The 13447-nt window shown below is 65.8% G+C and carries 10 protein-coding genes and 4 pseudogenes; 9 read left to right on the forward strand and 5 right to left on the reverse strand.

Going from position 1 to position 13447, the window contains the following annotated elements:
* Positions 1-5 precede the first annotated feature (5 nt).
* Entirely contained in the window at positions 6-602 is a 597-nt protein-coding gene (locus N0A20_RS17740; protein WP_260581641.1) for a Maf family protein, read from the reverse strand.
* A complete protein-coding gene (locus tag N0A20_RS17745) occupies positions 599-1396 on the reverse strand; it encodes a pyruvate, water dikinase regulatory protein (RefSeq protein WP_260581642.1) in 798 nt (265 codons plus the stop codon). Before N0A20_RS17745 ends, N0A20_RS17740 begins: the two co-directional genes overlap by 4 nt.
* A 354-nt stretch (positions 1397-1750) precedes the next feature.
* Here N0A20_RS17745 and hemE point away from each other — a divergent pair.
* The 6 genes and pseudogenes from hemE to N0A20_RS17775 all read left to right on the forward strand — a co-directional run bounded on the left by hemE (position 1751) and on the right by N0A20_RS17775 (position 6679).
* A pseudogene (gene hemE, locus N0A20_RS17750) lies at positions 1751-2775 on the forward strand (uroporphyrinogen decarboxylase).
* Between the two features lie 8 nt (positions 2776-2783).
* Entirely contained in the window at positions 2784-3233 is a 450-nt protein-coding gene (locus tag N0A20_RS17755; RefSeq protein WP_260581643.1) for a CopD family protein, read from the forward strand.
* Between the two features lie 193 nt (positions 3234-3426).
* Positions 3427-4683, forward strand: a complete 1257-nt coding sequence (rho, locus tag N0A20_RS17760) for a transcription termination factor Rho (protein ID WP_260581644.1) — start codon at positions 3427-3429, stop codon at positions 4681-4683.
* Positions 4684-4737: 54 nt separating this feature from the next.
* Positions 4738-5431 (forward strand): annotated as a pseudogene (locus N0A20_RS17765) (TerC family protein).
* Positions 5432-5552: 121 nt separating this feature from the next.
* The gene (locus N0A20_RS17770) at positions 5553-5801 is read left to right on the forward strand and encodes a hypothetical protein (RefSeq protein ID WP_260581645.1); all 249 of its coding nucleotides are present in this window, start codon (positions 5553-5555) and stop codon (positions 5799-5801) included.
* Positions 5802-6277: 476 nt separating this feature from the next.
* Positions 6278-6679: a DUF1489 domain-containing protein gene (locus tag N0A20_RS17775; RefSeq protein WP_260581646.1), complete on the forward strand. Its 402-nt coding sequence runs from the start codon at positions 6278-6280 to the stop codon at positions 6677-6679.
* 287 nt (positions 6680-6966) lie between these two features.
* Here N0A20_RS17775 and N0A20_RS17780 read toward each other — a convergent pair.
* The 3 genes and pseudogenes from N0A20_RS17780 to N0A20_RS17790 form a co-directional block, all read right to left on the reverse strand.
* A pseudogene (locus N0A20_RS17780) lies at positions 6967-8545 on the reverse strand (FMN-binding glutamate synthase family protein).
* Positions 8546-8563: 18 nt separating this feature from the next.
* A complete protein-coding gene (locus N0A20_RS17785) occupies positions 8564-8965 on the reverse strand; it encodes a nuclear transport factor 2 family protein (protein ID WP_260581647.1) in 402 nt (133 codons plus the stop codon).
* Positions 8962-9660: a dienelactone hydrolase family protein gene (locus tag N0A20_RS17790; RefSeq protein WP_260581648.1), complete on the reverse strand. Its 699-nt coding sequence runs from the start codon at positions 9658-9660 to the stop codon at positions 8962-8964. Before N0A20_RS17790 ends, N0A20_RS17785 begins: the two co-directional genes overlap by 4 nt.
* A gap of 97 nt (positions 9661-9757) precedes the next feature.
* Here N0A20_RS17790 and N0A20_RS17795 point away from each other — a divergent pair, with 97 nt between their 5' ends.
* From N0A20_RS17795 to mnmG, 3 genes and pseudogenes are all read left to right on the forward strand, one after another.
* The gene (locus N0A20_RS17795; RefSeq protein WP_260581649.1) at positions 9758-10048 is read left to right on the forward strand and encodes a DUF6489 family protein; all 291 of its coding nucleotides are present in this window, start codon (positions 9758-9760) and stop codon (positions 10046-10048) included.
* Positions 10049-10092: 44 nt separating this feature from the next.
* Positions 10093-11379, forward strand: a pseudogene (gene mnmE, locus N0A20_RS17800) (tRNA uridine-5-carboxymethylaminomethyl(34) synthesis GTPase MnmE).
* 184 nt (positions 11380-11563) lie between these two features.
* Entirely contained in the window at positions 11564-13435 is a 1872-nt protein-coding gene (mnmG, locus tag N0A20_RS17805) for a tRNA uridine-5-carboxymethylaminomethyl(34) synthesis enzyme MnmG (RefSeq protein WP_260581650.1), read from the forward strand.
* Positions 13436-13447: the final 12 nt, after the last annotated feature.

The following is a 13447-nucleotide window of genomic DNA, read 5'->3' on the forward strand; positions in this document are numbered from 1 at the left end:
ACCGCTCATGACGGCGCCAGTCCGGCCGCGCGCAGCCAGGCGAGCAGGGGGAGCATCGGCATGCCGATGATGGTCCAGGGGTCGCCCTCGACCCGGTCGAACAATTGCACGCCCGCTCCCTCGATTTCGTAACAGCCGACGGTCCAGCGGATGCTGTCCCAATTCCGCGCGACATAGTCGGCGATGAAGGCGTCGGACAAGGGGCGCATCCACAGCTTCGCCTCGCCGACCGCGCGCCACACCGGCGCCCCGTCGCGCGCGGCGACGACGGCGCTGAACAGGCGGTGGCGCGTACCCGCCATGCGGTGCAGATGCGATGCGGCCTCCCCGGGATCCGCCGGTTTCGACAGCATCGACCCGTCGTCGAGCGCGAGCGTGGAATCGGCGCCGAGCACGGTGACGCCGGGGAGCCGCGACGAAATCTTGATCGCCTTCGCCTCCGCCAGCGCGTCGGCGATGTTGCGCGCGCCCTGCCCCTCGGCCTGCAATGCCGCGGTGAGCGCCTCCTCGTCGACATGCGCGGCGCTCGTCTCGAAGCGCAGCCCGGCGGCGCGGAGCATCGCGGCGCGGCCGCTGCTTTGCGAAGCGAGGAGGAGCGTCATGCCGCGCCGCGGTCCTCGACCAGCTTGATCACCGCCGCCGCGGTTTCCTCGATCGAACGGCGCGTCACGTCGATCACCGGCCAGCCATTGTCGGCGAACATGCGCCGCGCATAGGCGAGCTCGGCCTTGACACGCTCGTCGTCGACATAGGCGGTCTCGGGCGCCTGGTTGAGCGACAGCAGCCGGTTGCGCCGCACCTGCACCAGCCGGTCGAGCCCGGTGGTGAGCCCGACGACGAGCGGCTTCCTGAGCTGGTAGAGCGCGTCGGGCGGCGGCGATTCGGGAACGATCGGGATGTTCGCGGTCTTGAAACCGCGGTTGGCGAGGTAGATGCTCGTCGGGGTCTTCGAGGTGCGCGACACGCCCGCGAGCACGATGTCGGCCTGTTCCCAATTTTCCCAGCCGATGCCGTCGTCGTGCGCGACGGTGAACTGGATCGCCTCGACGCGCGCGAAATAGGCGGCGTCGAGCTGGTGCTGGCGCCCGGGCCGCGCCTTCGCCTGCTGGCCCAGCATCTGCGACAGCGCGTCGGTCACCGCATCGAGCGCGGCGACGAGCGGCAGGTCGCGCGCGCGCGCGCGGCGTTCGAGGCTGACGCGCAGGTCGCCGTTGACGAGCGTGAAGAGGATCATGCCGGGACTGGCCTCGACCTCGGCCATGATCCGGTCGAGATGCGATTCCGAGCGCACCATCGGCCAGAAATGGCGCACCACCTCGACATCGTCGAACTGCGCGATCGCCGCCTTGGCGATATTTTCGAGCGTTTCGCCCGTGGAATCGGATATGAGGTGCAAGTGGAGCTAGCCCATCGCGGCACCATGGCGGAAGGCCCCGGAAAAAGGCAAGTGCCGACACGAATTCGGGCGGCTGTGGATAAGTTTCGGGATAGCCGCCGGGACAAAATCGGCACGGTGGATTCATCCCCGGCGCTGCCGATTCCGCTCCATCGCTTGTCCACAGCGCGCGGTTTTTGTCCACAGGCTGTGAATAGCGGGGATGACGGCCCGCGACTCCGCGGCGAAGATCGCCCGGCGGCGAGTCAAGCTGTTGGCAAAGACGGCGCGCCTGCCTAAAGCCGCCTTCTTCGCCCGCCAACAAACCACCACCATATTCTTATAAATATAATGGAAGAGAAAGAGGTCCGCGCCATGACGTCACACAAGCGCCTGCTCGCGACGCTGCGCGGGACCCGGCAGGAGCGGCCCGCGCTGTGGCTCATGCGTCAGGCGGGACGCTATCTTCCCGAATATCGGGCGCTCAGGGAGACCAAGGGCGGTTTCCTCGAACTCTGCTACGATCCCGAAGCCGCGGCCGAGGTGACGCTGCAGCCGATCCGGCGCTTCGGCTTCGACGGCGCGATCCTCTTTTCGGACATTCTCGTCATCCCGCATGCTCTGGGGCAGAATCTGTGGTTCGAGGCCGGCGAAGGGCCGCGGCTGGCGCCGCCGCTGGTCGACGGCGCGCTCGCCTCGCTCGAGGCGGCGCACCAGCGGCTCGACCCGGTCTATGCGACCGTCGCGCGCGTCGCGGGCGCCCTGCCGGCCGAGACGACCTTCCTCGGCTTTGCGGGAAGCCCCTGGACCGTCGCGACCTATATGGTGGCGGGGCAGGGGTCGAAGGACCAGGCGGCGGCGCGCCGCATGGCATTCGGCGATCCGGCGGCGTTCCAGGCGATCGTCGACGCGATCGTCGACCTCACCGTCACTTACCTGTCGGGCCAGATCGAACAGGGCGTCGAGGCGGTGCAATTGTTCGACAGCTGGGCGGGGAGCCTCAGCCCCGCGCAATTCGAACGCTGGGTGATCGCGCCCAATGCCGCGATCGTGCGCCGAGCTGAAGGCGCTGCACCCCGAGACGCCGGTGATCGGCTTTCCCAAGGGGGCCGACGGCAAGCTTCGCGCCTATGCCGATGAGGTCGGCGCCGACGCGATCGGACTCGACGAAACGGTCGATCCGGCTTGGGCCGACGCCGCCCTGCCGGCGCATCTGCCGGTGCAGGGCAATCTCGACCCGCTCGCGCTCGTCGCCGAGCGGCGAGGGGCTCGACGCGGCGATCGACCGCATTCTTGCAGCCTTCGCCTCGCGTCCCCATATCTTCAATCTCGGCCATGGCATCGTGCCCGATACGCCGATCGCGCATGTCGAGCATCTGATCAAACGCGTGCGGGGATAGGCTCGGCGATGGAATTGGCGGGATTTCTGGGGTCGGCGATGCTGTGGGTGAAGGCCGCGCACATCATCTTCGTGATCTTCCTGATGGCCGGGCTGTTCATGCTGCCGCGCTTTTTCGTCTATCACCATCAATGCGCGGTGGGATCGGATGAGGATGCGAAATGGATCGACCGCGAACGGCGGCTGCTCCGCATCATCCTCGACCCGTCGCTGATCATCGTCTGGATCCTCGGCCTCGCGCTGGCCTTCAACGGCGCTTATTGGAGCGAGGCCTGGTTTCTCGCCAAATTCCTGATCGTGATCGGCCTGTCGGGCTATCATGGCTGGATCGCGGGCTATGTGAGGAAACTCGCCAAAGGGCAGCGCCCGCTGAGCGAAAAGGCGCTCCGGATGCTCAACGAAGTTCCCGGCGTCGCCGCGGCGGTCATCGTGATCCTGGTGGTTGTCCGCCCCTTCTGACCCATCGGCCGAACGCAGCCCCGATTGACTTGCGGGCATGCCGGTTATAGGGGCCGGTCAACCCCGCTTCCTGCGGGCGGCGCTTTCCGCGCCGATGCTATCGGTAACGGCCGTCCCACGGCCGGATAGGCACCAGCCGGTGCAACGAATTTAAGACAAATCTCTCCAGAATTTTATACCCGGAATCCATCCCATGCATCTTAAAGAACTCAAAACCAAGGCGCCCGCCCAACTCGTCGAAATGGCCGAGGAACTGGGCGTCGAGGGCGCGTCGACGCTGCGCAAGCAGGACCTGATGTTCTCGATCCTGAAGGAACTCGCCGAAGAGGGCGAGGAAATCATCGGATCGGGCACGATCGAGGTCCTTCCCGACAGCTTCGGCTTCCTGCGTTCGTCCGAGGCCAATTATCTCGCCGGTCCCGACGACATCTATGTCTCGCCGAACCAGGTCCGCAAATATGGCCTGCGCACCGGCGACACGGTCGAGGGCGAAATCCGCGCGCCGAAGGACGGCGAACGCTATTTCGCGCTGACCAAGCTGATCAGCGTCAATTTCGACGATCCGGAGGCGGTGCGCCACCGCGTCAATTTCGACAACCTCACGCCGCTCTATCCGAACCAGAAACTGTCGCTCGACACCGTCGATCCGACCGTCAAGGACAAGTCGGCGCGCGTCATCGACCTTGTCAGCCCGCAGGGCAAGGGCCAGCGCGCGCTGATCGTCGCGCCGCCGCGCACCGGCAAGACGGTGCTGCTGCAGAATATCGCCAAGGCGATCACCGACAACCACCCCGAGGTCTATCTGATCGTCCTCCTCGTCGACGAACGGCCCGAGGAAGTCACCGACATGCAGCGCAGCGTGAAGGGCGAGGTCGTCTCCTCGACCTTCGACGAACCCGCGACGCGCCACGTCCAGGTCGCCGAAATGGTGATCGAGAAGGCCAAGCGCCTCGTCGAGCACAAGAAGGATGTCGTCATCCTGCTCGATTCGATCACGCGCCTGGGGCGCGCCTACAACACCGTCGTTCCCTCGTCGGGCAAGGTGCTGACCGGCGGTGTCGACGCCAACGCGCTGCAGCGTCCGAAGCGCTTCTTCGGCGCCGCGCGCAACATCGAGGAAGGCGGATCGCTGTCGATCATCGCGACCGCGCTGATCGACACCGGCAGCCGCATGGACGAAGTCATCTTCGAGGAATTCAAGGGCACGGGTAACAGCGAAATCGTCCTCGACCGCAAGGTTGCCGACAAGCGCATCTTCCCCAGCCTCGATGTCGGCAAGTCGGGCACGCGCAAGGAAGAACTGCTCGTCGAAAAGGACAAGCTGTCGAAAATGTGGGTGCTGCGCCGCATCCTCATGCAGATGGGCACCATCGACGCAATGGAATTCCTGCTCGACAAGATCAAGGATTCGAAGACCAACGAGGATTTCTTCGATTCGATGAACCAATAGGCGCGGGGCGGGTTGAGCGAACATGCTTGATATCTTGATTCAGGCTCGGCGCCCATGCCGTGCGGTTTCGGTGGTCCTGCGGGAATCTGGGACGCGATCGTCAAGGATTTCTCGAACATCGCCGAACCCGCGGCCTTTGCCGCCTTCCTTCAGGTGCTGATGATCGACCTGGTGCTCGCCGGGGACAATGCGATCGTCGTGGGCGCGCTCGCCGCGGGCCTGCCCGCCGAACAGCGCAAGAAGGTGATCCTGATCGGCGTGCTCGCGGCGCTGGTGCTGCGCATCGCCTTCGCGCTCGTCGTGACCCAGCTGATGCAGATCGTCGGACTGATCTTCGTCGGCGGGCTGCTGCTGATCTGGGTGGCCTGGAAAATGTGGCGCGAGCTGCGCCACGCCTACCAGTCGCACGGCTCGCCCGAGATCGAGGGCGACGAACATTCGGGGCTGAAGCCCGCCAAGAGCTTCGCTCGGCGCCGCCTGGGCGGTCGCGGTCGCCGACGTCAGCATGAGCCTGGACAATGTGCTCGCGGTCGCCGGCGCGGCGCGCGAGCATCCGGGAATCCTGATCGTCGGGCTGATCTTCGCGGTCGCGCTGATGGGCGTCGCGGCGAACATCATCGCCAAATATATCGAGCGGTACCGCTGGATCGCCTATATCGGCCTCGCGGTGATCCTCTATGTCGCGGTCAAGATGATCTACGAAGGCTGGGTCGATCCCGGCGTCGGCATCGGGACGCTGTTCGGCTAAGTCTATGCGGTGGATTGAGTCTTTTTGGTCACAGTTCGATTCAAAAATGGATTTGATCCGCGGATTTGGGATTCTTTTTTACTTCTAATGTGCCAAGATTCGTTAGCCGAAGGAGGTTGGAATGATGAGCCAACTGCAAGCTGAGGTTGATCGAAACTACGACTGGTTCCAGCGTAATCTTGGCGTTCTCCGTATCGAGCATGATGGAGAGTACGCAGTTTTGCGTGATCAGACCGTGCTGGGGTTTTTTGGTTCTCCTGGGGAAGCATTTCGCTCAGCGTTAGCAAAGTTTCCTGACCGTATTTTTTCGATCCAGCAAGTCATAGACGAACCATTGGATCTCGGATTTTTGTCGCTTGCCATCGATTGACGGTCGTCATGATGGTCGTCGGATCATCGCGGATATCGCCGTCCTGGGGGCCGAAAATCCGGCAGATTTAAGTCACGTTATAGGTCGTGCGCTGATCGATACAGGTGCTACGAGCAGCGGCATAGGGCCGTCCATGGTGGTTCAGCTCGGACTCAACAGCTATGGAAAGCGCCCTCTCGGTTCCGCGACCGAAGAACGCATGATGCCCTATTACTTCTTTCGGCTCGGGTTTCTAAGATACCGATCAGCTCAGCAGCGCGCTTGAAGCTCATCCGTTCCCTTACATAGTGGGCGAGTGTGAGGGATTTGGATGGCCGATGGACCGAAATTTCGATGTTATTCTTGGCATGGACATTCTCAAGCAGTGCAAGCTGGTTGTTGATCACGAACGTTGGTCGATCGATTTTTGAAACTCGATGCCTAGGGCCGAACGTCGTTTGCACTTGAAGCAAGCCCTCCCGTGCTATCTGACAGATATGTCCCAGCTCCATATAACCCGTGTCGCCGTCGGCTGTCCCGACTATCCCTCGCTTGCGGCGCGGATCGCCGCGCGCGCGGAGGGTGGCGAGGTGCGTTTCACGACGCGGTTCAGGCCGAAGCGCGCCGGCGAGTTGATCGGCGGCAGGCTGCATTTCATCGTCAAACACACGCTGGTCGGGCGGGTCGAAATCCTGCGTTTCGAGGAGCGTGAGGACGGGCGGATCGATATCGTCTGCGCCGACCTGCTCGAGCGTATCCACCCGCGGCCGAAACGCGCGCATCAGGGATGGCGTTATCTGGCCGACGCCGATGCACCGAAAAGCGTCGACGAGGGCGACGGGATCGGTGACTTGCCGACCCAGCTCTATCGCGAGCTCGCCGAACTCAGCCTGATCTAGACCGGCGTGCGTTAAATCTGCATCATTACCCAAACCCGTTCGTGCTGAGCTTGTCGAAGCACCGCCCTTCTCTTCGACGCTGAAAGAAAGAACGGCCCTTCGACAAGCTCAGGGCGAACGGTTCATATTTAACGCACGCCGCCCTAGGCTGTATCGACATTCAGAAGATGGCGAGCCGAAAATGCTGGTTTTCCGTGACCCGGAGCGCAGCGCACTCGATGTGCGTGAGCACCGAAAGCGCGGAAAGCCGCCATTTGCAGGGCGCCAGAGCTGAATGTCGATACAGCCTAGAGCGCCGCGCGGAAACTGTCGGCGCGCGCCATCGCCCAATAGCGCGCGCTGGCGACCGATCCCGGATCGTCGAGCAGCACGCCGCGCTCGTAGAATTTATAGATGCGGTCGATCGAATCCGAACGCGCCGAGTTGAGCCGTTCGTGCAGGTGATGCGGCCTGATCTGCCACGGCGTTTCGAGCCCCATCGCGCAGCTGATATCCCACAGCGCATGGACGGTCGCCGCCTGGAAGCGGCGCACGCGTTCGGCCTTGTCGGCGACGACCAGCCCGCGCTGGCGGCCCGGATCCTGCGTCGCCACCCCGGTCGGGCATTTGTCGGTATGGCATTTGAGCGACTGGACGCAGCCGAGCGTGAACATGAAGGCGCGCGCGGCGTTCGACCAGTCGGCGCCGAGCGCGCAATTGACCGCGAGGCCCGCGCCCGAATGGACCTTGCCCGACGCGGCGAGCCGCACCTCTTCCTTGAGTCCGCAGCCGACGAGCGCGTTGCGCACGAAAATGAGGCCTTCCCTGAGCGGCATGCCGAGGCTGTTGGAAAATTCGACGGGCGCCGCGCCGGTCCCGCCTTCGGCGCCATCGACGACGATATAGTCGAGCCGGACGCCCGTCTCGATCATCGCCTTCATGACGGCATAGATTTCGTGCGGCTGACCGACGCACAGCTTGATGCCGACGGGCTTGCCGCCCGACAGCTCGCGCAGCTTGGCGGCCCACGCCAGCAGCTCGACCGGCGTGGAAAAGGCCGAATGCGCGGCCGGCGAGATGCAATCCCGGCCCTCCGGCACCCCGCGCGTCGCGGCGATTTCGGCGCTGACCTTGGCGCCGGGCAGGACGCCGCCATGGCCGGGTTTCGCACCCTGGCTGAGCTTGATCTCGATCATCCGGATCTGATCGTCCTGCGCGCGGTCGCGAAAGCGGTGGGGGTCGAAATGGTAGGCCGCGTCGCGGCACCCGAAATAGCCGCTGCCGAGTTCCCAGACGATGTCGCCGCCGTGGATGCGGTGATAGGGGCTGAACCCGCCTTCGCCGGTATCATGATAGAAATTGCCGAGTTTCGCGCCCAGATTCAGCGCCTCGATCGCATTGGCGCCGAGCGAGCCGAAGCTCATCGCCGAAATGTTGAGCAGCGCGACGTCATAGGGCCTGGCGCATTGTCCGTTGCCGACATGAACCCGCCGGGTCCGATCGACACCGGCCATGCGGCGCGATGCTGTGGCTCATCCATTCATATTCGTCCGAATAGACGTCGAGCTCGGTTCCGAAGGGATGGCTGTCGAGTTCGCCCTTGGCGCGCGCATAGACGATGTCGCGTTCGGTGCGCGCGAAGGGGCGTCCGTCGAGCGGGCCCTCGACGACATAGGAATAGAGGAACGGCCGCAGGTCCTCGAACAGCCAGCGGATACGCGCGATCAGCGGATAGTTGCGCCGGAGCGTGTGGTGCCGCTGCAGCGCGTCGTAGAGGGCGACGAGGAGCAGCGGCACCCACAGCAGCAGCAGCCAGCGCGCCGGCGGCCACCCGCCCGAGAGCAGGATCGCGGCGATCAGGACCGGAAAGACGATCAGGCGAAGCATCGGCCGGGACTTCGCGCCCTAACCCGCCTGTGCGGCGAGCATCGCGGCCATTTTCTCCCACACCTTGTTGATCGCCTTCAAGGGGCGGACCATCACCTTGAAATCGACGATCTTGCCCTCGCCGTTCCAGCGGATGATGTCGACGCCGTTGATCCGGATATCGTCGAGCGTCGTGGCGAACTCGAGGCAAGCCTGGTCGCCATCGACGATTTCGCGCAGATAGCGGAAATCGTCGCCGCCCAGCGCATGGCTCGCCGCGTGCAGATAGGCGAAGACCTTGTCCCGCCCCTCCTGCGGCGTGTGGACGACGGGCGAGTGAAAGACCGCATCCTCGGCCAGCATCGCGCGCAGCGCCTGCGGATCGCCGCCGCCCGCCATATAGGCGTGCCAGGCGGCGACGCCGGCTTTGGCGCCGTTCATGCCAGATGCTCGGCGAAAAAGGCGCGGGTGCGGCTGTCGGCGAGCTGCGCGCCCGCCTCGTTGCGGCGGTTGCCGCTGGTCGCGGCGAAACCATGGTCGAGGCCCTCATAGTCGTGGAGCGTGACCTTGGGCAGCGGACCCAGCCCTTCGTGCATCTTCGCCTGCGCCTCGGGGCCTACAAGATGATCGCCGGTCGGGATATGGAGCATCAGCGGGTGCGCGATCGCGTGGCTTTCGTTCAGCATCTGGTCGATCATCACGCCATAATAGCCGACCGAGGCGTTCACGTCGGTGCGCGCCGCGGTCATATAGGCGAGGCGGCCGCCGAGGCAGAAGCCGACCGCGCCGACCTTGCTCGCACCCTGGCTGCGCGCCCAGCGGATCGCCGCCTCGATATCCTTGACCCCGTCGTCGGCGTCATATTGGCCGAAATAGCCGAAGGCCTCCTGCAGTTCGGCCTCGACATCGGGGTCGAGTTCGACCCCGGGGGCGAAGCGCCAGAAGATGTCGGGCGCGATCGCCAGATAGCCCTCCGCCGCCCAGTCGTCGCATTTCTGGCGGATGCCCGCGTTCACCCCGAAGATTTCGGGGATGACGACGATCGCGCGCGAGCTGTCGGCATCGGGGCGCGCGACATAGGCGGGGATGTCGCCTTCGCCGTCGAGCGCGGGAATCGTCGTGTTGGTCGCGGGCATGAGGGGTCTCTCCTGACTCTTGCTTCTTGGCGGTGAAAGCGCGAAGCTAGCGGTCGCGCGAGCGCGGCTCAAGCGCGTAAAGGGGCGGAGACGGGTGATGAAATTCAATATCGAGATCGATTGCACCCCCGAGGAGGCACGGCGGCTGGTCGGACTGCCCGATCTCGAGCCGCTGCACGAAATCTATCTCGACCGCGTCAAGGAACTGATGGCCAAGGGCATCACCCCCGACATGGTGCAGACGATGGTCAAGAGCTGGGTGCCGATGGGCGAAAGCGGGCTGGGGCTGATCCAGTCGCTGATGAGCCAGTTCGGCGGCGGGCTGATGGGCGGCGCGGGCAAGACCGGCGATGGCGACGACAAACCGCCGCGAGGACGCAAGAGCTGAGCCAAGACGAAAGCCGCGAGACGATCTTCGCGCTGTCGAGCGGGATGCCGCTGCGGCGGCGATCGGCGTCGTGCGCGTCAGCGGGCCGCGGGCCGGCGCGGCGTTGCAGGCGCTGGCGGGGCGGTTGCCCGAACCGCGCCGCGCGGCGCTGGCGAATCTCCGCGATGACGCTGGCGCCGCGCTCGACCGCGCCCTCATCCTGTGGTTTCCGGGGCTGAGCGACCGCGACGGGCGAGGATCTGGCCGAGCTGCATCTCCACGGCGGCCGCGCGGTGGTGGCGGCGGTCGAGACGGCGCTGGGCGCGATGCCGGGACTCCGCCGCGCCGCGCCGGGCGAGTTCACGCGGCGGGCGTTCGAAAACGGGCGCATCGACCTGGCCGAGGCCGAGGGGCTCGCCGACCTGCTCGCGGCCGAGACCGAGAGCCAGCGGGTGCAGGCGCTGGGCATGGCGAGCGGGCATGTGTCGCGCGTGGTGGCGGGATGGCAGGACCGGTTGCTCGGGCTGATGGCGGGGGCGGAGGCGGAACTCAATTTCGCCGATGAGGAGGATGTGGAAGTTGGCGAAAGTGTCGCGCAGCGGTTGCGTGACGGCATGGCGTCTTTGGCGGCGGACATGGGCCAGTGGCTGGCGCGGCCGGCGGCGGAGGTGATCGCCGAGGGGCTGTCGGTCGTCATCGCGGGGCCACCCAATGCCGGTAAATCCACACTTATCAATGCTTTAGCTAATCGAGAGCTGGCGATCGTGTCGCCGGTGGCGGGGACGACGCGCGACGTGATCGAGACCGCGCTGGCGCTCGACGGGATCGCGATGCGCTTTTCGGATACGGCGGGGCTGCGCGCCGAAAGTGCCGATGCGATCGAGACGATCGGGATCGGCCGCGCGAAGGCGGCGGTCGCGGCGGCGGATATATTGCTGTGGCTGGGCCCGCCGAAGGAGGTCCCCGACCACCCGTGCGCGATCCGGATCGCGGCGCAGGCCGACCGCTGGAAGGGCGATGCGGCGGCCGAAGCCGAGGCCGCCGGCTGCGACCTGACCCTGTCGGCGGCGACGGGCGAGGGGATGGACAGGCTGCACCGCATGATCGTCGAGATGGCGCGCACATTGCTGCCGCGCGAGGGCGAGGTGGCGCTGCGCCGGCGCCAGCGCGACGCGCTGGCGGAGGCGAAGGCCTGGCTGGAAGTCGAGGCGGAATCGCGCGAGGCGGGCGATCTGATCCTGCTCGCCGAGCGGTTGCGGCTCGCGGGCGGTGCGCTCGACCGGATCACCGGGCGGGCAGGGGTCGAGGAAATGCTCGACACGCTGTTCGGACGATTCTGCATCGGAAAATGATGTTCCACGTGGAACAGCGATTTCGGTAAGATTGGGCGTAAGCCTTTTTTTTCACACAAAGACACAAAGATGGCGCGTTCGCTTGCGGGCCGATGCGCCCTCTTTGCGCCTTTGCGTGAGATATTTTTTGGCGCTACGCGCGGATGGATTTGACCGGCGGTTTCCGCTATGCGCCGCCACAATCATGCACAGCAGCGCAATATTTGATGTCATCGTCGTCGGCGGTGGGCATGCCGGGACCGAGGCCGCTGCCGCCGCGGCTCGGCTCGGCGCGCGCGTCGCGCTCGTCAATTTCGACCCCGCACTGATCGGGACGATGTCGTGCAACCCGGCGATCGGGGGGCTCGGCAAGGGGCATCTGATGCGCGAGGTCGATGCGCTCGACGGATGGATGGCGCGCGCCGCCGACGCGGCGGCGATCCATTACCGGATGCTCAACGCGTCGAAGGGCGCGGCGGTGCAGGGGCCGCGCATCCAGGCCGATCGCAAACTCTATCGGCAGGCGATCCAGGATCTGCTCGCCGCCGAAGAGGGCATCACCGTCGTCGAGGGCGAGGCGGCGGCGCTGATCCTGTCCGACAATGGTGCGCGCGTTGAAGGGCTCGAACTCGGCGACGGGACCAAGCTCGGGGCGGGGGCGGTGGTGCTTGCGACGGGGACCTTCCTCGGCGGGCGGCTGTTCCGCGGCGAGGAGCGGATGGAAGGCGGGCGCATCGGCGAGGCCGGGGCGCACCGGCTGGCGGAGCAGCTCCGCGGCGCCGACCTCCCGATGGCGCGACTCAAGACGGGGACGCCGCCGCGGCTCGACGGACGCACGATCGACTGGGCGCGGCTCGCCGAGCAACCGTCGGACAGCGTCGAGGGGGCGAACTGGACCTGTTCCACGTGGAACAATGGGCGTACGGTGCCGCAGATTTTCTGCGCGATCACGCGCACCAATGCCGAATCCCACGCGATCATCGCGGCGAATCTCGACCGCTCGCCGCTGTTCACCGGGGCGATCGGGGCGGCGGGGCCGCGCTATTGTCCGTCGATCGAGGACAAGATCCACCGCTTCGCCGACCGCGACGGGCATCAGGTGTTTCTCGAACCCGAGGGGCTCGATTCGGTGCTCGTCTATCCGAACGGCATTTCGACCTCGCTTCCCGCCGATGTGCAGCTTAGCATGCTGCGCACGATGGAGGGGCTCGAGGCGGTCGAGATGACCGTTCCCGGCTATGCGGTCGAATATGACCATATCGACCCGCGCGCGCTCGACCGGACGTTGCAGGTCCGCGCGATTTCCGGACTCTGGTGCGCAGGGCAGATCAACGGCACCACCGGCTATGAGGAAGCGGCGGCGCAGGGGCTGGTCGCGGGCGCGAATGCGGCGCTCGCCGTGCAGGGGCGCGATCCGTTGATCCTCGACCGGTCCGAATCCTATATCGGGGTGATGGTCGACGACCTGGTGCTGCAGGGAGTGACCGAACCCTACCGGATGCTCACCGCGCGCGCCGAATATCGGCTGCGGCTGCGCGCCGACAATGCGGCGACGCGGCTGACGCCGAAGGGGATCGCGCTCGGGCTGGTGCGGCCGGCGACCGCCGCGCTGTTCGACGCGCGGATGGCCGAGCGGGCGCGGGCGGGGGCATTGCTCGAAGCGCCGGCGACGACCGCCGACTATGCGGCGATCGGGCTGGCGCTGCCCGGCGACGGCGCGGCGCGGCGGCGGATCGACCTGCTGCGCTTTTCCGGCGTGACGATGGCGGCGCTGACAATGCTCGCCCCCGAACTCGTGGCGATCGACGAAAGCATCCTCGCCGAACTCGCCGAGGATGCGCATTATGCGCCCTATATCGCACGGCAGGAGGCCGAGTTGCGGTCGCTGGCGGCGAACGAGGCGATATTGCTCGACCCGGCGCTCGACTATGCCGCGATCGGCGGCCTGTCGCGCGAGATGGTCGAACGGCTGAGCAAGGCGCGGCCCGAGACGCTGGGGCAGGCGGGGCGGATCGACGGGGTGACCCCGGCGGCGCTCACCGCGATCCTGGTGCATAGCAAGCGGCGGGCGGCTTGAGGCGGGGACGGG

This window comes from Sphingopyxis sp. PET50, assembly GCF_025244705.1.
Taxonomy (GTDB): Bacteria; Pseudomonadota; Alphaproteobacteria; order Sphingomonadales; family Sphingomonadaceae; genus Sphingopyxis.